The sequence below is a fragment of the Chryseobacterium aahli genome, assembly GCF_022699665.1.
GTDB classification, from domain to species: domain Bacteria; phylum Bacteroidota; class Bacteroidia; order Flavobacteriales; family Weeksellaceae; genus Chryseobacterium; species Chryseobacterium aahli.
In genome coordinates this window covers 279225-304912 of the sequence record NZ_JALDNB010000004.1, presented here as the reverse complement: position 1 = coordinate 304912, position 25688 = coordinate 279225, and the positions used below count along the sequence as shown (strand labels likewise).

Genomic DNA, 25688 nt, shown 5'->3' with positions numbered 1-25688 from the left:
TTAAATTTTATAAAACTGACATATAAACAGAGTTCTGACTATCGGAATTTGCCCCGACTTTATTGAGATTGTAATTGTATTGCTTCTTACATTCTTCTATCATTTCTTGTTTTACTGATTGAGAAACGGCTAATTTTTCACTCATAAATGTAATCCAGCCCTGCATATATTCTGAAGCGTAAAGTTTATAATCTTTTGTAGGAATAATCACTCCGTCAATAATATTCTGAAGTTCTTCAATTCTGCCTTTTGCTTTGGCAATCAATTCTTTGATGCTTCCGATGCTGTTTCTGACTTCCTCTTTTTGTTTCTCAAAATCAACGATTCTTTCCTGATGAACCAAAATGTCTTTTTGTCTTCTGATTTGTTCGTTTTTGATCTTGTCTTTTTCTTTATGTTCTTTCATGACAAAGTCGAAAACCAATCCCCAAATAATGTAAACTATGAACCCGGCGAAAATAATTCCCCAAAACTGATTCTTGGTAAATGCTATTTTGAGATCGAATGGAGGAGACTCAAAAGTTTTGTTCAGTTCATATAATTTAGATTCAATTTCGTAAGCCAGAATTGCATCGAAAACAAATGTGATAATGAATAATAATGCGATTTTAGCGTAATTGCCAAAGCTTTTGTTTTCTCCAAACATATGGATCAAATATCCCAAACCTAAGAAAACAAACGGAATCAAAGTCACAAAAGCACCTTCCAGCGGACCTTCAGCCCAAGCTTTGTTGAAAGCCTGTGCGTCCAAAACACTTTGAATAATATTCCCGTTCGCATCGAAACTTTTGAAAAACGCAGAATACGAAGTTGAAATATAAAAAGTGAAAAGATATAAGCTTATCGGAATCAAGAGAATCAAACCAATCCAGAATTTCGTAGAGGCGCCTTTTGTGGCGTTCACACTGTACGCTTCAGGATTTCTTGGTAAATCATTGATTTCAAATTTCAGACCTTCAATTTTATCCTGAACATTTTTAATGTCTTCATCAATGTTGTTGAGCTTTTCTTCTTTGTTGTCTAAAGAAACGGTCAAACCTTTAATTTCTGTTTCTTTGTTTTTCTGTTCGTTCAGATAAGGTTCTTTCAATTTACTCTGCTTTTCAACGAGCTGTTTTTCTTCGTTTTGAAATTTAGAATAGATCGCATCAAGGCAAATGGACAAAGCAGTGTGATTTCCGCTGTTTCTTGTCCCGTCTCTGTAACCAGATTCGTGATACGTTCGTTTGCGACTTTCTTCGGTTAATTCGTTGTCTACAGGTTCAGTTGTCGGAAGCTGATTTTGATTTTCTTCAGCCGGAACAGTTTTTAATCTGAAAAGATTTTTAATATTTGAGGTCATGGCATTCATGGTAATCAGTTTTTTAAGTCATTAAGAATATCAGTTTTGGTTTTTCCGTTCTTTACTGCTTCGATGAAATAATCGGCAATATCTTTTACGTTTTCTTCTAAGAAACCAAACATTCCGACATATTTTTTTAAAGCAGAATATTCATTTTCTGAGACAATTCCGTCTGCCCAAATCATTACGGTAAGATCGTAGAGATATTCTACTTTTTCTTCAATTGTTTCAGGAATCAGAGATTTTGAATTAATTGGATTCAGAAGAATTTCATCTAAATTTTTTGAAGATATTCCTCTTTCTTCGGCTGATTTGTACAGCATTTTCAATTCCAGCGGACTAAAATCGTCGTCGCAAATTGCCATTTGATATAATCTTAAAAAATGAGCTTTAAGATTTTCAGGTATTTGTATTGTTTCCATAGTTTTATTTGATTATTCGGTCTCTTGTTCTTGGGATTTCCTGATGCGGAATGTCGATTGTTTCCGGTTCTTTTATTTTTTTCTTTGGAATTAAACTGTAGAAGTAATAAAGTAATAAAAGTCCGACAATGCAATCAATGAAAATCCAAATAGGCTTTAAATAAAGGTAAATCGGGAAAATCGGGTTAAAAAGAACAAAGATCAAAACAAAAGTGATGAACCAAAATCTCCTGCTTCTAAATTCATTGACAATAATCACGAATGACATAAACGAAACGATGATCCGAAGAAAAGTATAATAGCCAATCGGTAAATCGACAATGCCGATAAAACAGCACAATGCAGCTATAATGATGAGGTATTTCATATTATTAGTTTTAAATTTTGTCGGACTTTTATTGTGAATTAGTTACAGCCTGAACAGTAAGATCTGTCTACATATTCTTTGCTGTTTCCGGCCATGTAATAGCAGCCACCTCTTTTCCCAACATAAAGAGTATGACCATTATAAGTACAACCTCGACTTGCTGTTGATTTTGATTTTCTTGCTTTTCTTTTCTTCGTTTTCTTTTTCTTTTGTTTTTGAGCTGAAATTTCAGTTTTTGAGGTTGAAGAATTTGTTGATGCTGAGAAAGTTGCAGGTAATAATAAGCCTAAACTTAAAAGGCTAGTAAGAAGTAGTTTTTTCATGATAAAATTGTTTTTGAATAAATTATGTTTAGTTTGTGATTTCAGAATCTTTAGGAGACTCAATATTATAGTAAGTATATTCATCATCACCTGAATACCATTTATATTGTATCTGTTTGAATCTCAAAAATGAAAGGACTTCATGTAATGCTGATTGTGTATCCTGAATATTTTTATTAGCTGCAAAAAGTCCACCTGTAAACTGTAATGTTCTATTTGTTGAACCAATGATTTTCACTTCAATATCGTTTTCCCAAAGTTTTTCTTTTATGATTCTGTAGTATATCAATCTTAGTTTTGGGAAAACTTTTATTTGAGAATTAATGACCATTTTTTCCAGTTTCTTAGCTAGTGCTTGTTCTTCAATATCACTGCTTTCTTTTCCTTCTTTAATTACCGATGCGTAAACTTTATAGAGAGCAATAACTATTGTAATTCCATCAATTGAAGAAACATTTTTGGATAAATCAGAATCTTTTTCTAACCCTTCTATTTCTCTTTGTAATCTTGCTTTTAAATCATCTTTCTTCTGCTCAATTTTAATATGTTCTTTTTCAAGCGTTACCTTTTCATTAGCGTTATTTTTTGTACATTCTACTAAAAAGAAAATTGAAAGGATACAACCAATTAAAAACCTAAAAGTCGGAATGATATTTTTTATAAATATTTTATTCATTGATTAATTGTTTTATACTCCAAAAGTATAACCCTTTGAAAAGCAATCCTTACGGGAAACCATAAAACGAAAAAACCTTTCAAAAAAATGAAAGGTTTTTAATAAATATTTTTTAAATTCTAAATAATTCCCCAATCTTTGCAAAGAGCAATCAGTTGTTCGTTATTGCCGACTCCTAAAGATTCCTTCATATTATTGAGACATTTTTCCACACTGCTCAAGCTGGATGGTTTGATGTTGTTTTCTTTTAAATAATCAGGAATATTTTTTTGCATCATACCTTCTGAAAGTAATTTCACTAGAATAATCTCAAATCTTGTAAAATCGTATGAGTTTCTTGTCTTTATCGAATTTTTAATATTGGTTGAAATATATTTTTGATCACTAAAGACAGCTTTTACAGCTTGCTTCAATTCTTTAAGATCTTCCCGACCTTTGGAAACAAAACCATTGATTTCATGCGTTTTGAAAAGGTCATCAACAATTTCGGCTCTGTCTTCAATTGAGAAAGCGATGATTTTAACAGTTGGAGATTCATTTTTGATAATACTGATTAAATCCCGACCATTCGTTATATGCTGTTCTCTGTGATCACTTACAAACGAAAGATCGGTAATAAGCAAATCATAAGGGTTTTTCTCACGGATACTTTTTTTGATCTTCATAAATGCATCATCACAATACTGAACATTGTCTATAATCTCAATTTTTAATTCTTCAAGAGCTTTCTGAACGGATGAGTTGTAACTTTCGAAATCTTCGGCTATTAGTGCTTTTTTAAACATATTATTAATTTTTTACTGGAAATGAAAGGTTTATTTTTAAACCATTTTCTGTCTTCGTGTCAAAATTAATTGTTCCACCAATAGAATTTATACGGGATTCCGTATTTTGCAAACCATTTTTAGGAGAAAATTCCGAAATTCCTATTCCGTTATCAGAATATACAATATTGATCAGGTCGTTTTCGCGTGAAAAATCAATAAGAACTTTATCGGCTTTGCTGTGTTTTTTCATATTGGTCATGAGTTCCTGTAAAATATAGAAAATTTCAACTTTAGAATTGTCCGGAATGTCTTCCCATAAAGATTCTTCATTGCCTATAATCGGAACTTTAATTGTTTCTGAGGAGTAAGATTTTAGCATTTGAGATAAATGTTGTGAAAAATTATGCTCAAGAGCAACATCGTTTTTTTCATAGGATATATCGCGCGAAATCTGATAAATTCCATCAAGTTTATAAAGCAAAACTTCTTTATTCATATTCTCAGTATTTTCCACTTCCGACATTACATGATAAACTTTATTGGCTACTTTATCATGTACTTTTTTGGAATATCTGAGTTCTGTGTTTTTTACTTCGAGTTCTTTTTCCTGTTTTAATTGTTTTTGTCTTTTTCGATATAGTAAGAAACCTCCGACTAGAAGTATTGTCAAACTGCCTATTCCAACGTTCTTTCTTATTTTCTCAATTTCATTATCGGCTTTTAGTTTTTGATTCAGAGCATTTTTTTGTTCTACATCATATCTTACAACGGCAAATTGATTTTTTGCTTTACTCCTTGCAAGTTGTACACTGTCATTTAAAGTTTGAAATTCTTTAAAATAATTTAAATAATTAATCTTGTCCAAATTAATTAACTTTTGTAATGCTTCAAGTCGATCATCTGGGCTTTTGTTGAGTTTCGCCCTTTTCAACATCATTTTTGCATAAAATAAAGATTTATTTTTATCCCTGCTATAGAAATAATCTGCAAGCGTTGCAAAACTTGAGTTCAATCCTAATGTGTCTTTTTGAATTTCTCTAATTTTTAAAGCTTTTTCTAATTCTGGTACTGCATTGTAATTTACATTTCCTAAAAATTTGGCTTTTGCTAAATTATTTAAAACTCTGGCATAACTTATACTATCATTAGAATTCCTGAGTTTTTGTAAGTGCGTTACTGCTGAATCTTTTTTATTTTGTAATATTAGCATATCACCAATATTATTATTTATAACAGAAATATAATTTTTATCTAATGTTATTTTTAATGCATTCTGATAGTATTTTTCAGCGTCTTGATAGTTTTTTAGTGATTTAGAAGATATTGCTAAATTGTTATAATTTGATGAATATAAATTATTAACAAAATCATTTTTTACCGCTGTCTTTAAATATTTGTCCGCCTCTAAAGATGTTTCAATACTTCCATAATAATCTCCCTTATCAGATTGGATAATTGCCATATTCACAAGAGACCTAGCCGCTCCTATGGAATCATTCTTTATTAGAAAATCATTTTTAGCTAAATTAAAATAAATGAAAGCTGAATCTAAATTCGTGTCTTTATATTTTTTTGCTAATATAAAACTTGTGTTTGATGGATTAGTTGGATTGGATTCATTGATTTCATCATTTTTTTTACAGTAAAATACTAATTGTGATAATAAAATAAAAGTCAATATTTTTTTCATGGAAATAGTTTGATACAAAGTAAGAAAAAAGGACAGATTTATGCAATCTGTCCTTCATTAATTTATGGATTTGTAAAAGGTGGAGGTAATTGTCCTGTATTTCCTCCTGTTCCTCCATCATCACCAGTTCCCGTTCCTGGATCAAAACCTGTTCCGCCTCCGGAATCCTGTGTTGTCACTGTTCCTCCGTTATTATTATTATTATTATTATTGCATGTTGCATTTCCATTATTATTTCCGAATGCTAAGCCAAGTAGCATTAAAAGTATTTGAATCATTTTGTCAAAAAATTTATTGTTAAAGCATTCGTGTTCTTCCCTGCGAAACAGATCGCAGACAGTGTTACACGTTTAAAAAAATTGAAGCGCTTCTAAATTTTTTGGGAAGTGAACCTTCAAAAACGGAAGAGAAACATCTGCTTCCCAACCCGGAGTTTTCTTCCGTTTTATCAGGTGATTTTGAAATCAGTTTTGTAAATTTGTTTTTTGTAATTGTTTGTTTATCACTGATTTCTTTAGCAAATTTGCAACAAAACGTGATGCAGGTGTTAGACAAAACATAGACATCGATGGACAATAAATGGACAGGATTTGATTGTGGAAAACCGTAATGAATTATGATTGAAAATCACCTATTTTGTAATGCTCTTAAAAACTAATTATGTCCAAAAGAAAACTACTAATTCATGAAGTATTTCAAAAGATTAAATCTAAATCTGAAAAGGATACAAAGAACGGATGGGCGACAGATCTTTCTGATGATATTGAAAGAAAGTTGGGTTTTATAATATCTGTGAAAACACTTTCGAGATACCATGATTCATTTATTACGGGAATAAAAGAAGAAACGAGTATAGAAACTTTAATCTTGAATAAACTGAGTGAGTATTTAGATTACAAAGACTTCACGGAATTTTCAAGAGCTTTTACAAAGAAAGATGATGAAGCCAATAAAACAACAGTCAAAATAAGCGTTGATAAAGACGAGGAATCTTTAACGGAAAAGCTTTCCAATATCATTATCAATATTACGAATGAGCAAAATTTCAAAATGCCTGAATTCATAAAGAAAAACGGAATGGGAATTATGGAGATTGTGCTTTTGATATGTTTGACGACGGGAACCGTTGCCTTTTCCAAGAAGCCGAATAATCAAATTCAAGGAATTGCGGGAATTTTAGAACCTCAACCGCAATGTATGTATTGGGATAAAAGTGAATACAAACGGGTAGATTGTCAGGATAAAAATCCGATTTACAATCACAAGATATCTTTTGATTATGAAAAGATGACCTATTTGAAAAGAATTGAAAGAAAAGATACTTTGACAGTGGAAAATGCTTACGGAAAAGTTTGGTATTCAAAATATAATGGGGTAGTGGAATTTTTTACAGATGATGGAGTAGATCCGAATAACGGGAGAGAATTAAGAAAAGCTACAGAATATATTATTGACAAATATGCTGGAGTTATAGAAGAGGAAATAGAGCAATAAAAAAAGCGAAGAAAAATCTCCGCTTTAATTTTTTATTCTGAATCTGTCAACATTCCCAGTTCTCCGAAATGTTTTTTGAACTTTTGAATTTTTGGACCAACTACTGCACTGCAGTAAGGTTGATTTGGGTTGACATGATAATATCCTTGGTGATACTGTTCTGCCGGCCAGAATTTTTCAAATGGCGCCAATTCTGTCACATATTTTCCAGACCATTTTCCTGAAGCTTCAGATTCTTTGATAGCATTTTCTGCTCTTTGTTTTTCAGCATCGTCTTTATAGAAAATGGCAGAACGATATTGAGTTCCGATGTCATTTCCTTGTCTGTTAAGCTGAGTAGGATCGTGAAGGAAGAAAAATACATCCGTCAACTGATCATAAGAAATGATTGCCGGATCATAAGTGATCTGCACGACTTCTGCATGTCCGGTTTCTCCTGTACAAATTTCTTCATAAGTCGGATTATCTTTATGACCACCAGAATATCCTGAAATTGCAGATTCTACACCTTTTAACATATTAAAACAGCTTTCTACACACCAGAAACATCCGCCTCCGAAAGTAATTTGCTGTAAATTATTTTTATCCATTTTAAATTGATTGTTTGTTTAAGTCGTTCATTCTCATACCTATTTTAGGTTGATTAAAAACGTATCAAAAATAAGAAAAAATTGAGCCAAAATGTAATTAAACAATGGTTTAAACACAAATCGCACTGATAGATTTCACAAATAATCACCAATGAAAATCATTTAAGTATTGAAAACAAAAAAGCATCCTCAAAAAGAGAATGCCTGATATATTTTATTTGTTTGAATTACTTTTCCCAAACCAAAGCACTTGCTCCCAAAATGGCTGCATCGGCTTCATCCAATTCACTGAAAACCAATCTTACTTTGTTTCTGAAAATAGGTAAAAGATTTCTTTCCATGTGAAGTTTTGCAGGTTTTAAAATAAAATCTCCTGCTTTGATTACCCCTCCGAATAGCAAAATTGCTTCCGGTGAAGAGAACATGACGAAATTAGCTAAAGCTTCACCCAATTTCTGACCGGTATATCTGAAAACTTCTATGGCTACGGGATCACCTTTTAAAGCACATTCATGAACGGTTTTAGAATTGATGATATCTTCAGGATATTGATTCAGCATAGAATCTGGGAATTCTGCTCTCATTTTTTTTGCAGTAATGGCAATACCTGTTGCAGATGCATATGCTTCAAGGCTACCTTCAGAACCGGTGCTCCAATGTTTTCTTCCGCCTGGCTTTACGATGGTGTGACCTAGTTCTCCTGCAAAACCGTCATGACCGTAGATTAAATGTCCGCTTGAAACAATTCCGCTGCCAACGCCTGTTCCCAAGGTAATCATGATGAAATCTTTCATGCCTCTTGCAGCGCCGTACATCATTTCACCTAAAGCTGCAGCATTGGCATCATTGGTCATTTTGCAAGGCTGTCCGAATTTTTCAGTCATTAAGTCTGCAAACTGAATCACGCCTTTCCATGGAAGATTGGGTGCCTGCTCGATGGTTCCTCTGTAATAGTTTGCGTTGGGCGCTCCTACACCGATTCCTTCTATCATTTTTTCTACTCCATGCTCATCGATCAACGGTTGAATTTTTTCGTGCAATGCATCGATAAATGCTTCCGGCGTATCATACTGATCGGTGGGAAGTGAACCTTTTGCTAAAATCTGGCCTCTGTGATTTACTAAACCAAATTTAGTATTGGTTCCACCGATATCGATACCTAATGCAACCTGTTTTGACAAATCTACTACTGACATTTTCTTATTGTATAATTTCGAGGCAATAAATTTATAAAAAAGATTGTATTAATAATGCTTAATGTAGAATATTATTAAAAAATTATGAGATCACTTTTTTTACCTTTTTTCTTCTTCCCCACCACACTAAAAATCCGGTTACAGGAAGTGAAGCACAAATTAAGCTGACAAGAAATGCAATGATTTTGGTTGGTAATCCTAAGATTGAACCTACGTGAATATCATAGTTGGCTCCTACGGCTTTTTCACCAAAGTTTTTGTCTTTCATATCGTGAGTATGTAGAAGCTCACCAGAGTTTTCGTCAAAAATCAAACTGCTGCTTTTATGATAAGAATAGGAGAGGTGTTTTACATAAACCTCAAAATTCGGATGTTCATGATCATCCATATGGGGATGTCCTAAATCGATTGCGAACCCGAAAGATTCAGGATATTTTGCTTTTACCGTATTGCTGATTTTGTCTAAAGTGCCTTCGGTTCTCAACTCAATCGGAGCTTTTGTTTTAATGGATGTAAAGTCCGGATAAGCCGTACTTCCACCGGAAAAAATAAAGTAGAATGCCGCCTGAACAACAAAAAAGGCATAGAATAAACCGGTAAGTGAAAATATTAAAGCAAATATGGATGCGTAAAAACCTAAAACATTGTGAAGGTCGTAGTTTTTTCTTTTCCAGCTTTTTACATTTTGCCATTTGAATGAAAAACGTTGTTTTCTGGCTGCTTTGTTTTTTGGCCACCATAAGATAATCCCTGAAATCAGCATAATGACAAAGATAATCACCGGTATTCCTACGACGTAAGTTCCCCATTCCTGTTTTAGTAAATAACTCCAGTGAATCATTTTTACAATCTGAAAAAAGCCGTTTTTCTCGTCGTAAGTCTGTAAAACTTTCCCGTTATATGGATTGACGTAAGCCAACTTGTAAATAGGAAATTCTTCAAAATAATTCCATGCTTTCGGATTGTGCTCATACCAATAAAACTGGTAAGACATCTTTTTATCAATCGGAATATTGACCCAATGCACGGGATATTTTTCTTTCACCTGTGCCACCACCGATTTTTCTAAAACTCTGATTGGAAGGATTTGTTTCTGATCAATATTGGGCTCATTATGATAGATAACCTCTTTTCTGGTAAAGTTTTCGACCTCGTCTTTGAACACATACAAAGCACCGGTAATTGAGATAATGAAAATCAAAAATCCGATTCCTAATCCGAACCATAAATGCAGTTTCCCTGTCCATTTTTTGAAAAGACTTGGTTTCTTTTTGTGGTGATATTTTTTCTTCATGAATTTCTAAAGTTGTGCAAATATAAGATTTTCTATTTTTATTTAGATTAATTAAAATCTGTATTCAACCATGAACGTTCCACGCATCCCTAATGAATTCGTGAAGTCTGCGTCTCTTGCTGCCCACCACGCAATTGCAGGCTGGTACATTTTGTTGAACACATTTTCTACTCCTAAAGATACTTTCCAGTTTTGGTTAACATCATAGCTCGATTTAAAGTTGAAAACTGTGTAGCCGGGTACTTCACCTTCGCCATAAACATACAATCCTGTTTTTGCATTTGGGCCAAACCTATTTTGCCTGAAAGCATTGAGCATGTCTACTCCGACAGATAATTTTTCGGTAGGTCTTACCTGAACATATGCTAAAACTTTCGGTGCAGAAATTCTGCTGTTATTAATTTTTGTTGAATAATCTCCGTCATCTTTTACAGAAGTAATTCCTTCCATCCAGCTGTAGCTTCCTCCGAAATTGATCCATTTTGCAGGAGTGAAATGTAAAAATCCTTCCACACCATACACCATTTCGGGAGATCTCTGGATTGTTAAAGCTCTGTCTGGACTTTGGATGAATGTAGCTCCTAATTTTGATGTACTTACGTAAGAAGTTACTTCATAATTTAACCATTTGGTAATTTGCCCTGTTGCTCCCAATTCGTAGTTGTTGACAATGATTGGTTTGGTTTCGAGCTTGGTAATCGTATCGGAAGTTGAGGTTCTTAAAATTCTTCCCAACTCGTTAATTGAATAAGCCTGTGAAAAACTCCCGAAAAGATTAATCATCGGGTTGATATTATAACGGAGTCCAAGATTGGCTACTAATGCATTGTATTCCAATTCTCCACCTGTCACAAAAATACTTTTGGTAAAAGTTCCATCGGCTTTTAGTGACGAAAGAGTGTCAAAATCACCTACTTTTACTTTCATGTTTTCATAGCGAAGTCCTCCTTTGATCGTTAATTTCTTTAGTAAATCAATTTTCACCAATAGAAAAGGGGCTATGTTGGTCATATCCATATCTGGAGTCCAGTAACGGCCGTCTTCTAGTTTCTGAACGGTTTGGTCATTCAGGATATCCACTCCATAAATTACTTCTCCCTGAGAATTTTTAGCATTCCACAATTGAGTATCCAAATTAAGTCTTGCTCCTTTTTTATTGGAAATAACATTAGACTGACCTCCGTTCAAGAAAGTGTCGCTATATCCGTAGACGGTTCTGAAATCCTGCAGATAAAGGTTGAGATTGAGTGAGGTCTTCCAAAATATATTCTTATTGTCGTAGCTGATTTTAAAATTGTGATTTCTCGGTGTTCCCTGAGGTGTTGTGTCTAAGTTTTTGCTTTCGCCTTCCCCGATCGTTGGAATTTGGCCATATTTTCCTGTTTTTAAACCTAAATTAAGATCAGATTTTGAAGCATAACCAATGTAGGATGCTTCAATTCTTTGATTTTCATTAAAATTATAGCCTAATTTCAACATTCCGTTGTAGTTATCCATTTTTGCAGGACTGTACGTTGGACTTAAATTGACACCATCTGCATCTTTCATATACCCAGTTCTTTCGTAAGCGAAAGAAGCTACATAATCGAATTTATCTGTGATTTTTCCGGATAAAAACTGACTGGCTCGCACACCAAGAGTTCCTCCGTAAGGCTGTATGGTAATGCCAACTTGAGAAATTCCGGAAATCTTTTTATCTGATTTGCTTTTTCTTGTAATGTAATTGATAATTCCTCCGTCTGCACCGTTTCCATAGATTGATGAAGCACCTTTGATCACTTCAATTCTTTCGATAACGGTAGGATCAATCACTCGTAAGTCTCTCGCTCCGTTTCTCAGTGGAGTGGATTGCGGTATTCCGTCAATTAAAACCAAAACCTGGCGTCCTCTCAACGTTTGTCCGGTATTTGAAGTCTGTCCTGAGCTTGTCGCCAAACTCGGAACCGTATATTGTAAAATACTTGTAATATCTGAGTTAACCGTTAATTGCGACTGAATCTGCTTTTCGCCGACAATCGTAACTGAACTTGGTATTTCTTTGATGTTTTCGCTTTTTCTGGAAGCCGTCATTACCACTTCGTCTACGTCTTTAACCTGTAAAGAATCTTTTTGTTGAGCAAATGTTGTGACAGTAGCTAAAGATGCTACAGATAAAATGATTTTCTTCATGATTACGCTTTAATTCCTTTTTTCTTTTGTTTCCCCAGCCATATTAAAAATCCCGTTACGGGCAATGATGTGCAGATCAGCCCTGCAATAAACCAAATAATCTTTCCTATGAATCCGAAATAGGATCCTGTGTGAATGTCATAATTGGCATAGGCATATTTTTCTGCAGTATTAAGTTCCTGATGAGGTTTATTAGACAGTAGTTTTCCTGAATATTTATCAAATGCTAATTGATTTCTGATGGCAAATTTTCCATCTTCACCATAGACAGTCACCGGAATGTTTTTTAAATCTTTTCCTTTTTTATTTTTTCCATTTAATGGAATTCTGAAACTTGACGAGCTTACATATAATTTTCGGGTCTCTTTTGCGGTAAGGTCAAAAACTAAGTTGTTTTTTGCTAGAAGTGAATCAGGAGATTCGGCCTCCTTTTCTTTAGGTAAATCGACCGAACCGGATAATGTAAAATTGAACGCATTTTTTACCCAAGGGTATGCGAAATAAATTCCTGAAAGGCTCATTATTAAAGCAATAAATGAAGCGTAAAATCCTAAAACATTATGAAGATCATAGTTTTTACGTTTCCATGTTTTTACGTTTTTCCAGTCAAATGAAAAACGACCTTTTATCATTTTCTTATTTTTTGGCCACCAGAGAACGATTCCCGTAATAAGCATAATGATAAACAAGACAACCGGAATTCCTACTACATATTTTCCCCAGTCAGCTTTTAATAATAAGCTCCAGTGAATGGATTTTAAAATAGGGAAGAGGTCATATTTTTCATTATAAATTCCCAGAATTTCTCCAGTGTACTGGTTCACATAAACCAATTTGTTGATTTTCACTTCATCAAAATAATTCCAGGCTTTTTTATCTTTTTCGTAGTAGAGAAATTCATAAGATTTATTTTTATCTAAAGGAATCTCCACAGAGCTAATCTGATATTTTTCATTAACCTCTAACGAAACTTTATCACGAAGTACTTCAATAGACAAAGGCTCTGCAATGATAGATTCTTTCTTAACGTAAATCGCATCTTTCCTGAGCTGACTTTGAATCTCATCTTTAAAAACATACATCGTCCCCGTCAAAGAAATGATGAATACTATAATCCCAACAGATAAACCAAACCACAAATGCAGTTTAGCAGACCATTTTTTTATAAACGAAGGTTTCTTTTTATGATGATGCTTCTTCTTCATATAAAAAAAGCTAGCCATTGGCTAGCTTTTAATTATTTAAAATTTATATCCTATTGATAATCTGAAGTTTCTTGGAGCTTCAGCTTGGTAATAATAATAGTTACCGTAAGGAGATCCTGAATACAGGTATCTGTTGAATACATTAAATATATTCAAACCAACTCTGAATTTTGTGTTTTCCCAAGATGCACCAGCATCAAATTTTACATAATCATTCATTTGCTGAGTGTTAGTTCCTCCCCAATCCCAGCTGCTTCTATCAGCAAGATAAGTTCCACCGAAGCTTAATCCGAATCCTTCTAAAACACTATCTGTAAATGTGTAATTTAGCCATCCATTCGCTGTATGTTTTGCGTATCCGGGAACTCTTTTCCCTTCAGGATTACCAACAGGATCATTCGATTCTGTTATTTTGTTTTCTGTAAACGCGTAGTTGAAGATTGCGTTGAATCCTTTTGTGATTTCCCCTTTAAGATCAAATTCTACACCTTGTACTCTTGTTTTTCCAAGTAGAATTGAGAATTGTTCGATTGGACTGTTTGTAGGATCGCCTATTGTAGCGTTATTTTTTATAATGTTGTAGGCAGACAATGTTGTATTCCATTTTCCTCCGAACCAATCTTTTTTCAGACCAATTTCCATGTTGTTTCCGGTAATTGGTTTTACTGTACTTCCGTCTCTGAAAATTGCTGCCTGAGGAACGAATGCCTGATCATATAAACCGTAAACAGACATCGATTCATCGATAGAATAGCTAATACCAACACGTGGAGTAATTTTGTCAGCTTCAGATTTTGTTCCATAGCTGTTTTCTTTAACGGTTGTGTAACGAGCAGCAAGTGTTACTCTCAATTTATCATCTAAAAATCCTAATTCGTCTTGTAAATATAGACCAGTATAATTCTGCTCCAAAGTACTTCCTGCGCCAGCTCTTACAGAAAGAGGTTTTGTAGTGCCATCAAAAGGAAGGTATGCTGTGGTATTATTTGGACCGTAGTAAGTTCCTGCTCCGTTTATGTCGTAGTTATTTGTATTTAAATTATACCAATATTTATGATCTGCGGGCAAAGTATAATCATCTGTTTCATTGTACTTATCAAGGTTATATCCTTGAGACCAGTCTGCCATGTATTTTTTGCTTCCTAAATCAAGCCCTGCTAAAATTTTGTGAGAAACAACGCCAGTTTTCGCATATCCATTTAAGAAAACTTGTCCGAACTTCATGGTATTATCACCTTCCCAATATCCTAGACGACGGATCATATAATTACCCTCGAAACTGCTTGGCCAAAGGTTACTTCCCATTGTATATTCATTAACGTAAGTTAATTGAGAAGTTAGCTTCCAGTTTTCGTTAAATTTATGTTGTAGATTTACGTTTACCGTATTATTGTCAACTTTAGTTGGCGCAAGTCCAGAATCTGTGGAAGTATATTCTACAGGTCTTGTAGCGTACCCGTCAAAGCTGAAAACGTATGCAGAACCTACTTCAGACATTTTTGCTTTCTGATAAATGTATTCTGCAGTTAAAGTAGTTTTGTCAGAAAGGTTTACTTTAATTGATGGGTTGATGATGTATCTGTCATTAAACTCGTAGTCCCTGAAACTGTTTTTGTTCTGAGCCATTAAATTTAATCTGAAAGCTACTTTATCAGTAATCTTTGTATCGATATCTGTTTCGCCTCTGTACATATTGAAGCTTCCAAGGGTCACCCTAGCACTTCCGTTTAAAGCATTTCCTGTTGGTTTTTTAGTCACAATATTGTAGATACCACTTGGCTCTCCGTTTGACATTAAAAACCCTGATGGCCCTTTAATAAATTCGATATGATCAACGAAAGACATGTCTTCGCTTAAAGGTCCCCAGTTTGAAGTTACGTTCACTCCATTCATAAATGCTGCGGCTCTGGATCCTCTCATGTTTACTCTCGTATACATATCTCCCCAGTGTTCTAATCTCTGAGCTCCGGCAACGTTTCTAAGAACACCATCACTCAAAGTTGTAACTTGCTGATCTTCCAAAGCTCTATTGGTAATGATTGAGATGTTTTGAGGGATTTTGATAAGCTCCTCATCTAATCTAAGAGAAGATGACCCCTCTTTTTCCACATATTTTTTGTAGTATTTTCCGTTTACTACAACTTCTTCAATATCATTAGACTTGATTGTGTCTTTTTCTTGTGCAAACGTTATCATTGAACCCAACAATGATGCGCAAACCAGTAGCTTTTTCATGAAAGAATTATTTTTGGCAAATATATTGTTTTTAATTATTCTAAATAAATTGTAAAAATTGACATTTGTCATGTTTCTTTAGATGTGCTATTCACTAAATAACAAAAAAAACCGCTTCAATTGAAGCGGTTTTTTATCATATCTGTAATTGTCTCTTACGCGGGAATTTCTCCTCTGTATAAGAATGAAATTATTTCTTTGTTCATTTTGTCAACCATTTCGCTGAACAAATGGAAAGATTCCTGCTTGTAGATGACCAATGGATCTTTTTGTTCGTACACAGCTCCTTGAGAAGATTTTCTCAAATCATCCATTTCTCGAAGGTGAAGTTTCCAGTTTTCATCGATGATTGATAAAGTGATATTCTTTTCAAAATCATTAATTAAACTGTCACAGTTCGAATCATGAGCTTCTTTTAAATCTGTAACAATCGTTAAAGTTTTCACTCCATCTGTAAATGGAACCTGAATCATTTTAAACATTGAACCTTGATTCTGATACACATTCTCAATAATCGGGAATGATTTTTCTTTCAGAAGATTCAGCTTCATGTCATAGTCAGCCTGAGCTGCTTTGAAAAGAAGATCTGTCAGTTCAGGAATTTGTTTAGATTTAAAATCATTTTCAGAAACCGGAGATTCCATGGTGAAGTTTTTAATCACTTCAAATTCAAAATCTTTAAAGTTTCCGGTAGCTTTACCTTTAGCCACAATAGAATTTGAAACATCAAAAATCATGTTGGTGATATCGTACTTCAAGTGATCACCGAACAAAGCGTTCTTTCTTCTCTTGTAGATTACGTCACGCTGCTTATTCATCACATCATCGTACTCAAGAAGTCTCTTTCTTGTTCCGAAGTTGTTTTCTTCTACTTTTTTCTGAGCTCTCTCGATAGACTTAGAAATCATAGAATGCTGAATCACTTCACCATCTTTATGACCCATTCTGTCCATCATTTTAGCAATTCTTTCAGAACCGAATAAACGCATTAAGTTGTCTTCCAAAGAAACATAGAATTGCGAACTACCAGGATCTCCCTGACGTCCTGCTCTACCTCTCAGCTGTCTGTCAACACGTCTAGAATCGTGTCTTTCTGTTCCGATGATCGCTAAACCACCCGATTCTTTTACTTCTTTTGAAAGCTTAATATCGGTACCACGACCTGCCATGTTGGTTGCAATGGTTACAACTCCTGGCTGACCCGCTCCGGCAACGATTTCTGCTTCTTTCTTGTGAAGTTTCGCATTCAACACCTGGTGCTGAATTTTTCTTAACTGAAGTGCTTTTGAAAGCAACTGAGAAATCTCAACTGAAGTCGTCCCAACCAATACTGGTCTTCCGGCTGATGTTAAGTTCTCGATTTCTTCAATTACTGCATTGTATTTTTCTCTGTTGGTTTTGAAAACCAAATCTTGTTTATCATTTCTTTGAATCGGACGGTTGGTAGGAATAACTACCACATCTAATTTATAAATCTGCCAAAGTTCTCCAGCCTCAGTTTCTGCCGTACCCGTCATCCCCGCAAGTTTGTTGTACATACGGAAGTAGTTCTGAAGAGTCACCGTTGCAAATGTCTGAGTAGCTGCTTCGATTTTTACACTTTCTTTAGCTTCAATCGCTTGGTGAAGACCGTCAGAATAACGTCTTCCTTCCATGATACGACCTGTCTGCTCATCAACGATTTTTACTTCACCATCGATCACTACATATTCATCATCTTTTTCAAATAATGTGTAGGCTTTCAACAATTGGCTCATCGTGTGAACACGCTCAGATTTTTCGGCAAAATCAGAGAATAGTTTTTCTTTAGCTTCGAATTCCTCTTCTTTAGATAAATTTTTAGCTTCTACTTCAGCAATCTCAGTTCCAATGTCCGGAAGAACGAAGAAGTTATTGTCTTCATTTCCTTGAGACATATATTCAACACCTTTATCCGTCAAATCAACCTGATTGTTTTTTTCTTCAATTACGAAGTAAAGATCCTGATCTACAATCGGCATATCACGGTTGTTGTCAGCCATGTATTGAGCTTCAGTTTTTTGAAGCAATGCACGGTTTCCGCTTTCTGATAAAAACTTAATTAACTGTCTGTTTTTTGGTAAACCTCTGTAAGCCTGAAGTAATTTGAATCCTCCTTCTTTAGTCTTACCAGCAGCGATTAATTTTTTTGCTTCATTGAAAATTGCAGAAACGGTTTTTTTCTGAACTTCAACAATTCTGTCGATAGAAGGTTTAAGAACATCAAATTCTTGTCTGTCTCCCTGTGGAACGGGACCAGAAATAATCAAAGGTGTTCTTGCATCATCCACCAAAACTGAGTCAACCTCATCCACAATTGCAAAGTTCAATTCTCTCTGTACCAATTCTGAAGGTGAAGCCACCATGTTATCTCTCAGATAATCGAAACCGAATTCGTTATTCGTTCCGTAAGTAATATCTGAGTTGTATGCTTTTCTTCTTCCGTCTGAGTTCGGTTGGTGATTATCGATACAGTCGATAGACATTCCGTGGAATTGGTACAAAGGTCCCATCCAAGCGGAGTCACGCTTTGCTAAATAATCATTCACGGTTACAACGTGTACACCTCTTTCAGGAAGTGCATTTAGGTAAATTGGAAGTGTTCCCACCAAAGTCTTACCTTCACCCGTTGCCATCTCAGCAATTTTACCACTGTGAAGAATCACACCACCGATAAACTGAGTATCGTAATGCACCATATCCCACAAAATAGGAGTTCCGGCTGCATTCCATGAGTTTTTCCAAACTGCTTCATTTCCTTGGATTTCAACGAAATCTTTAGTTGCAGCAAGTTCTTTATCCCAATCTGTAGCCGTCACACGAATTTCTCCGTTTTGAGCCCATCTTCTAGATGTTTCTTTGATCAACGCAAAAGCTTCCGGTAGAACCTGTAAAAGAACTTTTTCTTCAATCTCGTAAGAATCTTTTTTCAAAGCTTCTATTTTAGAGAAAAGAGCCTCTTTTTCATCAACATTTTTTGAGTTTTTGATTTGCTCTTTGATTTCTTCTATCTGAGTTGTAATTGTATTAGTCGCTTCTTTAATTTTAGATTTAAATTCAGCGGTCTTTTCTCTCAAACCGTCATCAGATAATTCTCCGATGGCTGGTTCAACAGATTTTATTTTTGTTACAACTTTTTTTACTTCTTTTAGGTCCTGCGCTTTTTTGTCTCCCAAAAACCCTTTAAGAACTTTATTTAAAAAACTCATAGAATTTGTTTTAAGCTCAAAACCTCAGGCTTTAAGCGTATTAAATTACACTCGATGGTGTATGTTATTACTGAAAAAGCTTTAAGCGTATTGCCTAAAGCCTAATGCTTTTATTAATATTCGTCCTCGTTCCAAAGATAATCTTCGTCCGTAGGATAGTCGGCCCATATTTCATCAATAGCGTCGTAAACCTCTCCTTCGTCTTCAATAGCCTGAAGGTTTTCTACAACTTCCATTGGTGCACCAGTTCTGATTGCGTAGTCGATAAGTTCTGCCTTTGTCATCGGCCAAGGTGCGTCGCTTAGGTATGAAGCTAATTCTAATGTCCAGTACATAATTTTTATTTTTTGCAAAAGTATAAAAATAGGTTATATTATAAACTTTTTTTATGATTTGATTTTCAATTCTTTTATTAAATTTTGTCTATGTTTACTGCAAATGCTTTTGTGAGCGTGATTGCGGTAGGTTGATGTCATTTTCTCAAAAACCATTCCACAAATTTTTTTGTGCCATTTTGGAAGTTTGTTGTAGGGGCGTAACCAAGCAGATTTCTAGCTTTTGTAATGTCAGCATTGGTTTTCTGCACATCGCCCTGCTGCATTGGCAGTATTTTTTTTATGGCAATTTTGTCAAGATTTTGCTCGATAGCAGACAACATTTCAGACAACTTGATGACTTCGCTTTCCCCCAGATTAATAATTTCGTACACTTTAGAATTCTTTTCTAAATAATCAATTGATTTCACAATTCCATCAATGATATCGTCGATGTATGTGTAATCTCTAGCGGTGTTTCCGTCGCCGTAGAAAGGGATTTCTTTATCTTCTGAAATCAGTTTTGTGAATTTATGTATCGCTAGATCAGGTCTTTGTCTCGGTCCATAAACGGTAAAAAACCTTAGCTGAATCATATCGATATAATACAAGCTGTGATAAACATGACCTAAGATTTCACCACATTTTTTGGTTGCAGCGTAAGGGGAAATAGGCTGGTCTACATTATCGGTTTCTGAAAAAGGAGTTTTCTCATTGTTTCCGTAAACACTTGAGGAAGAAGCGCAAACGAATTTTTTATTTCCAAACTGATTGCACAGTTCCCAAAGATTCATTGTTCCTCGAACATTGACTTCCTCATATTCTAAAGGTCTTTCGATAGATGGTCGAACTCCGGCAAGTGCAGCTAGATGAATAATTAAATCAAACTGATGATTTTTAAATATTTTTTCCAAACCTTTTTTGTCCCTGATATCCTGATAATATAAAGTGTAACGTTCTGATTTTGATGTAGAAATCAAATTTTGGATATCGCTTTCTTTATCAGAAAATTCAAAATCAATATTTTTTTCAATAGAATCTAAAGTATTTTTAATTTTCACCTTATAATCATAGAAATCATCAAAATTGTCAATGTTTATGACAGAATGTCCGTGTTTCAATAATTCTTCTATCAAGTGAGAACCAATAAATCCGCTTCCTCCCGTAACGAGATACGTCATGTGTATTTTTTTAGAAGACAAATTTATTAATAATAGTTGAATGCTCTTTTCTTACTTTTGTTTTTTAAACTGAATTGATGATTAATTTTCAAAAACTTTTTGCTTTACCGAAAGAGGAAGAAGAAGATTTTACCTTTAATGAGATTGAGGAAGGCATTTTCTTTCGAGGTCACAATCTTTGGCTTTTGGTCATCTCGATGGGTATTGCCTGTATAGGTCTAAATATCAACAGTCCGGCAGCGGTAATTGGTGCGATGTTGATATCACCTTTAATGGGTCCCATCGTGGGCGCGGCATTCGGCTTTTCGATTGGTAACAGACATTTGATGCGTTTAGGCATTATCAATTGGGCACTAATGATTGTCGTGGCACTTTGCTCGTCTGCATTGTATTTTTTCATCACACCTTTTCATTCAGAAACCGCACAACTCGAAAGCTTTAAAACAGCTACTATTTTTGACTGTTTTTTAGCATTATTAGGAGGTTTTGCATGGTTTTTGGGTATTGTAAGAAAAGAAGCGATCAAAGTAATTGCGGGAGTTGCAGTTTCTACCGCATGCATTCCGCCACTTTGTACCGCCGGATACGGAATAGCCAATGGAAATTGGGAATATTTCTGGGGAGGATTTTACTTTTACTTAATCAACTGTTTTTTTATAGCAGTAGGCACTTGGATTCTCAGTATTATTTTAGGTTATCAAAAATACTATCTTCAGAAAAACAAGATTAAAAACCAAAAAATGTCTCTGTTTATAAGCTTAATTTCTGCTTTAATTCTTATTCCAAGCATTCTACTAACAAAGAAAAAATGGGAAAAAGAAAAGCTTAAAGAAAGATCTGAAAGTTACATTAAAACCATCAAAGAAAACCATCCGGAACTCGCTATTATCAGTCACGAAGTTTTCGAGGAAAAGGGAGAGAAGTTTTTAAAAATTACATTATTAAACGACAGTGTAGCAATCAGCAAAAACAGATTAGACGAACACGATAGTCTTGTAAAAGACATCCATCTTATTTGGCAGTATTCACCAAAACAGCAAAATCCAGAAACCGCAAAAATACACGAAATGCAGGCGCAAATTTCTGAATTAAAGCTAGAAATGGAACGATTAAAAACCAAAAAAGAATAATAACTGATTCTAAAATTTTATATTTACTTAAAAGTTAACAAATATGCAGTTTCAAGGGCAAATTTTAAAAATGACGAGTTTCAATGATCAACCTATTCAATATTATCTGAATCTTTCGGGTGATCTCATCCATATGAACGAATTGTTGGGTAAGGAACTAAGCATAAAACATACAGGTTATCAATGTGTAAATTGTGGTTTAGATAAAACAATTTACAGAATGGGTTTCTGCAAAAGCTGCTTTTTTGAAAGTCCTTATGCCAGTGATACCATTATTCGTCCGGAGCTTTCTACCGCACATTTAGGAATTGGTGAGCGTGATCTTGATGTAGAAAAAGAAATCCAATTGCAGCCGCATACCGTATATCTAGCTTATACAGGTGATGTGAAAGTGGGTGTGACGAGAAATACACAAATTCCGACGAGATGGATTGATCAGGGTGCAACATTTGCTCTACCGATAGCCAGAACCGAAAACCGTTATGAAGCCGGAATGATAGAAGTTGCCCTCAAAGAACATCTTTCCGACAAAACCAACTGGAGAAAAATGCTGCAGGATGATTTTGAAGATGAGGTAGATTTGGCAGATTTTCAGCAGAAAATAAAAGAATATTTCCCTGAGGATTTCCAAAAGTTTTATTCTGAAGGCGAAGATATGTGGAAGTTTGATTATCCTTTTTCAAAGCCTGAAAAAGTGACTTCTTTTACTTTAGACAAAAAACCTGAGTTTACAGGAAGACTTGTTGGAATTAAAGGACAGTATTTAGCATTTGAAGGTGGCAATTTTATGAATGTAAGAGGTCATGAAGGATATGTGATCGAGTTGGAAGTGAGGAATTAAAAATAAAAAAATAATTATGAAAAAACCCTGGGTTAAGAAGCTAATAATAGGTCTTGGAATTGTATTCGGGCTTATTCTGATTGCCAACTTAGCAATCAACATTTGGCTAAAAACCCAGCTTCCTGATTATATCAAGAAAAATACAGACTATAAAGTTTCGTACAAATCTTTGAACGTAGATTTGGGAACCGGAAATATTTTTGCGACAGGAATTACCGTCAACAATAAGAACCCACAAAATGTAAATATTATAGGTTTTCAGGGAACGATTGATACCTTGAAAATTAGCCGTTTAGGAATTTACGATGCGATTTTTAATAAAAAAATAAGTACATCAGATATTTATCTGGCAAAGCCTAATCTAAATATCATTTTAGCGAAACCTAAAGACAAGAAAAAAGAAAAAAACACCACTCCGCTTGATTTTGAAAACATCAGAATCAACAACGGAACGATTCAGGTATTTAAGCATACTAAGCAAAAGTTTTTTTCTGTTGATGATTTAGATTTAATTGTTGAGACTCTTCAGATGACAGAAGAGTCTGTACAAGATAAACTTCCTTTTGTTTTTGACCAATACAGCATCAAAGGGACAAGTTTTTTCTTTCAGCCTGATGATATTTATACTTTAAAAATTAATAAAATTACAACAACGAATGGGCAGGTTTCTATTGATCAACTTCAACTTGCGCCAATCATTGATTTTGAAAACTTCAGGAAAATTTATCCGAAGAAAAAGCAATTGATATCGGCAACGATCCAGAAAATTGATTTTAAAGATGTTGTTTTAAAGGATAATAAAGTTTCTCTCACGAATGCTACTTTTCAGAACCCGAATATTTTAGTTTATACCACCAATGCAATTCCAGATAAAGTAAAAAAGCCGACTAATTTTGAATTAAGCCTTGATAATTTTAAATTAAATAATGCCCTCATTCAGGTGAATAAACCTGATGGGAATAAACTTTTGTTTGCGAAAAACGTTAATTTAAATATTAAAAATATTGAGTTCGGTAAAGAAACTTCTGATGAAATGATTCCTTTACGATACAAGGATTTTAATTTTTCTGGGAGAGATATTCAGTTTTTTAACCATCAGAACATCAACGTAGAAAGCATTGCATTAAGTCCGAAAAAAGGTGACATCAGAAATGTCTCGGTTGTGCCAAACGATTTGGGATCAGACAAAACTTCAATGAATCTTAAGGCAAATCAGATTGCTTTTAATATCAATAAATGGGAAATTATTGATAAAAAACTTAATCTCGATGTTCAGGATGTTTTGGTTAATCAAGTGAACGGAACTATAACTGCAGGAACGGCAAAGTCTGTTAAGAAATCAAATTTTGATGGAATTCAATTTCCTATTGTCATTAAAAATGTCAATCTGAAAAATTCAAATATTACGTACGATAAAGCAAACCAGCCACTTACTTTTAATGATTTAAACGCTTCCATAAAAGATATTGAACTCAGCGAGAAACCAAAGAACGGCGGATTGGCTGTTAAAATTAAAGATTATACACTGACAACGAAAAATTTCGCCTACAAAACGAAATTTTACAATATGACGGTTGCCGCTTTAGCGTTTGATAAAAATAAAATAAAACTGGATCAGTTTGCGATGAAACCGCTTGTTTCAAGAGCGCAGTTTATCAGAATGATTCCGGTTGAAAGCGATTTATATGATTTAAAAGCAAATCAGGTGAACTTCGTCGGGGAATGGGATTTTTTCTCTGAAAATCAATTCCTTCATGCGACGAATGTGACTATTTTATCTGCCAATGCCAATATTTTCAGGAGTAAAATTCCAGCTGACGATCCGAAGGAAAAGTTATTGTATTCAAGACTTTTGAGAACGATAAAAATTCCAATGCTTATTGATCAGCTTCAACTGAAAAATTCAGTTTTAGAATACGAAGAAGATACACCGAAGAGCAGCGGACCAGGAAAACTGACGTTTACCAATTTCAATATGAACGTAAAAAATCTGAACTCTGCCAAAATGAAAGGCAAACCCACTCAGGTTGACATCAAAATAGACTGTACATTTATGGAAAGTTCGCTGCTTTCTGTCAACTGGGGATTCAATACGGCAGATCAGAGTGATCGCTTTACCATTGCAGGAAAACTGAATAATATTCCGGCAGTGGCGCTGAATGCGTTTGTGGTTCCTTATATGAGTGTTACCGCTACCGGAACGATTCAGGAGATGTTATTTAATTTTAAAGGAAATCCGAAAGGTATCGGCGGAACTTTTAATCTTAAACACAAAGATTTGAAAGTTTCCATATTAGATAAAGACAGCAAAAAGAAAAAAGGGGTTTTAAGTGCTGTAGTGAATATTTTCGTTAAATCAGATTCAGGAAAATTTCCGGAATCGGTCACAGTGGAAAATGTGGAAAGAGATCCTACAAAATCATTCTTTAATCTGTTTTGGAAAGGTATTGAAGATGGCTTGAAGAAAACCCTGATTGGGATTGATATCGATAAAACTAAAAAGACCGTTGAAAAAACCAAGGAAACGGTAAAAGAGGTGAAAAATACCTTTAAAGATGCGAAGGCTTCAGTAAAGGAAGCTAAAAAAGATATTTCTAAAGCAGTAAAATCTACTCAAAAAACAGAAGCTGAAAAACCAAAAGAGAAAAAAGGAATTTTCAGAAAAGTCTTTAACAAAAAAGAAAATCCCGAAACTGATTAGGCTTCGGGCATATTTATCTTATTTAAATTTAATTAAAAATTATATTCTTCACTTTCGTTAACTGGGATATCTCGTAAAAAAGTATCAAATTCTTGTCCGGGATAATTGCTGTCTGCACCGTAAGAATCGATGATGATGCCTTTATTTCCTGAATTATCTTCGAGCACGTACAAAACGGCACTATCATCGGGGTTGCTGTCACCTTCAAAACGATAGGTTTTTAAAATGGTCAGTTCGTTGGGCTGATAATTTTTGTCTGAATCTTCATATCTCATTTCACAAGAATCATTCATTCTGAACTCTCTGTGAATGCCTCTTTCTCGTAATCTTTCCATAACTTGGCTTAATGTGGTCATTCTGTCGATGTTTTCCGGATTTTCCATAATAATTAATTTTTTATTGCGTGTAAGTTAAATAGATAAGTACAATTTTCAAACCATAACATGGTTTATAAGTTAATTGTATAATCTCATTACCTGGTTCTAATGTTAACAAAAATTATAATGACAGTGGGTGAAAAAGGT

General features: G+C 34.4%; 22 protein-coding genes. 4 read left to right on the top strand and 18 right to left on the bottom strand.

Translation table 11 applies throughout. The features are described from left to right. Nucleotides 1-7: 7 nt before the first annotated feature. The 8 genes from MQX03_RS10095 to MQX03_RS10060 form a co-directional block, all read right to left on the bottom strand. A complete protein-coding gene (locus MQX03_RS10095; protein WP_242802884.1) occupies nucleotides 8-1351 on the bottom strand; it encodes a beta-carotene 15,15'-monooxygenase in 1344 nt (447 codons plus the stop codon). A gap of 5 nt (nucleotides 1352-1356) precedes the next feature. Then, nucleotides 1357-1764 carry a hypothetical protein gene (locus MQX03_RS10090; RefSeq protein ID WP_242802882.1) on the bottom strand — a complete coding sequence of 136 codons (408 nt, stop codon included), beginning with the start codon at nucleotides 1762-1764 and terminating at the stop codon, nucleotides 1357-1359. Between the two features lie 4 nt (nucleotides 1765-1768). Beyond that, nucleotides 1769-2131: a DUF6804 family protein gene (locus MQX03_RS10085; RefSeq protein WP_242802880.1), complete on the bottom strand. Its 363-nt coding sequence runs from the start codon at nucleotides 2129-2131 to the stop codon at nucleotides 1769-1771. Nucleotides 2132-2169: 38 nt separating this feature from the next. Next, complete coding sequence (locus tag MQX03_RS10080) at nucleotides 2170-2454, bottom strand: hypothetical protein (RefSeq protein ID WP_242802878.1); 285 nt, start codon at nucleotides 2452-2454, stop codon at nucleotides 2170-2172. Between the two features lie 28 nt (nucleotides 2455-2482). Next, entirely contained in the window at nucleotides 2483-3130 is a 648-nt protein-coding gene (locus MQX03_RS10075; RefSeq protein ID WP_242802876.1) for a hypothetical protein, read from the bottom strand. A gap of 119 nt (nucleotides 3131-3249) precedes the next feature. Continuing rightward, nucleotides 3250-3915: a response regulator gene (locus MQX03_RS10070; RefSeq protein ID WP_242802874.1), complete on the bottom strand. Its 666-nt coding sequence runs from the start codon at nucleotides 3913-3915 to the stop codon at nucleotides 3250-3252. A 4-nt stretch (nucleotides 3916-3919) separates the two neighbouring features. Continuing rightward, entirely contained in the window at nucleotides 3920-5587 is a 1668-nt protein-coding gene (locus tag MQX03_RS10065; protein ID WP_242802872.1) for a tetratricopeptide repeat-containing sensor histidine kinase, read from the bottom strand. Between the two features lie 62 nt (nucleotides 5588-5649). After that, entirely contained in the window at nucleotides 5650-5865 is a 216-nt protein-coding gene (locus MQX03_RS10060; RefSeq protein WP_242802870.1) for a hypothetical protein, read from the bottom strand. A gap of 382 nt (nucleotides 5866-6247) precedes the next feature. On the opposite strand from MQX03_RS10060, the gene MQX03_RS10055 reads away from it, so the two are divergent. Further along, nucleotides 6248-7081, top strand: a complete 834-nt coding sequence (locus MQX03_RS10055) for a hypothetical protein (protein ID WP_242802868.1) — start codon at nucleotides 6248-6250, stop codon at nucleotides 7079-7081. A 32-nt stretch (nucleotides 7082-7113) separates the two neighbouring features. Here MQX03_RS10055 and msrA read toward each other — a convergent pair whose 3' ends face one another. The 9 genes from msrA to MQX03_RS10010 all read right to left on the bottom strand — a co-directional run bounded on the left by msrA (nucleotide 7114) and on the right by MQX03_RS10010 (nucleotide 20492). Beyond that, nucleotides 7114-7671, bottom strand: coding sequence for a peptide-methionine (S)-S-oxide reductase MsrA (gene msrA / locus MQX03_RS10050; RefSeq protein WP_242802866.1), 558 nt, complete (start codon nucleotides 7669-7671; stop codon nucleotides 7114-7116). Nucleotides 7672-7898: 227 nt separating this feature from the next. Next, nucleotides 7899-8867 (bottom strand): ROK family protein, encoded by a 969-nt coding sequence (locus tag MQX03_RS10045; RefSeq protein WP_242802865.1) that lies wholly within the window; start codon nucleotides 8865-8867, stop codon nucleotides 7899-7901. Between the two features lie 82 nt (nucleotides 8868-8949). Continuing rightward, nucleotides 8950-10161, bottom strand: a complete 1212-nt coding sequence (locus MQX03_RS10040) for a PepSY-associated TM helix domain-containing protein (protein WP_242802863.1) — start codon at nucleotides 10159-10161, stop codon at nucleotides 8950-8952. A gap of 51 nt (nucleotides 10162-10212) precedes the next feature. Further along, nucleotides 10213-12330, bottom strand: coding sequence for a TonB-dependent receptor (locus MQX03_RS10035; RefSeq protein WP_242802861.1), 2118 nt, complete (start codon nucleotides 12328-12330; stop codon nucleotides 10213-10215). Between the two features lie 2 nt (nucleotides 12331-12332). Further along, the gene (locus MQX03_RS10030; protein WP_242802859.1) at nucleotides 12333-13553 is read right to left on the bottom strand and encodes a PepSY-associated TM helix domain-containing protein; all 1221 of its coding nucleotides are present in this window, start codon (nucleotides 13551-13553) and stop codon (nucleotides 12333-12335) included. An 18-nt stretch (nucleotides 13554-13571) separates the two neighbouring features. Beyond that, nucleotides 13572-15770, bottom strand: a complete 2199-nt coding sequence (locus tag MQX03_RS10025) for a TonB-dependent siderophore receptor (protein ID WP_242802857.1) — start codon at nucleotides 15768-15770, stop codon at nucleotides 13572-13574. 155 nt (nucleotides 15771-15925) lie between these two features. Next, nucleotides 15926-18997, bottom strand: a complete 3072-nt coding sequence (secA, locus tag MQX03_RS10020) for a preprotein translocase subunit SecA (RefSeq protein WP_242802855.1) — start codon at nucleotides 18995-18997, stop codon at nucleotides 15926-15928. A 113-nt stretch (nucleotides 18998-19110) separates the two neighbouring features. Continuing rightward, complete coding sequence (locus MQX03_RS10015; RefSeq protein ID WP_129535597.1) at nucleotides 19111-19332, bottom strand: DUF2795 domain-containing protein; 222 nt, start codon at nucleotides 19330-19332, stop codon at nucleotides 19111-19113. Between the two features lie 137 nt (nucleotides 19333-19469). Beyond that, complete coding sequence (locus MQX03_RS10010; protein WP_242802853.1) at nucleotides 19470-20492, bottom strand: GDP-mannose 4,6-dehydratase; 1023 nt, start codon at nucleotides 20490-20492, stop codon at nucleotides 19470-19472. 77 nt (nucleotides 20493-20569) lie between these two features. Between MQX03_RS10010 and MQX03_RS10005 the strand changes: the two genes are divergently transcribed. Genes MQX03_RS10005 through MQX03_RS09995 form a run of 3 tightly spaced genes read left to right on the top strand, consistent with a single transcriptional unit; the run spans nucleotide 20570 to nucleotide 25164 of the window. Continuing rightward, nucleotides 20570-21622 (top strand): DUF389 domain-containing protein, encoded by a 1053-nt coding sequence (locus MQX03_RS10005; protein WP_242802851.1) that lies wholly within the window; start codon nucleotides 20570-20572, stop codon nucleotides 21620-21622. A 43-nt stretch (nucleotides 21623-21665) separates the two neighbouring features. Then, nucleotides 21666-22463 carry a DUF2797 domain-containing protein gene (locus MQX03_RS10000; RefSeq protein ID WP_242802849.1) on the top strand — a complete coding sequence of 266 codons (798 nt, stop codon included), beginning with the start codon at nucleotides 21666-21668 and terminating at the stop codon, nucleotides 22461-22463. 16 nt (nucleotides 22464-22479) lie between these two features. Beyond that, nucleotides 22480-25164, top strand: coding sequence for an AsmA family protein (locus MQX03_RS09995; protein WP_242802847.1), 2685 nt, complete (start codon nucleotides 22480-22482; stop codon nucleotides 25162-25164). A gap of 32 nt (nucleotides 25165-25196) precedes the next feature. Here the strand turns inward: MQX03_RS09995 and MQX03_RS09990 are convergent, their stop codons facing one another. Next, entirely contained in the window at nucleotides 25197-25547 is a 351-nt protein-coding gene (locus MQX03_RS09990; protein ID WP_242802845.1) for a hypothetical protein, read from the bottom strand. Nucleotides 25548-25688: the final 141 nt, after the last annotated feature.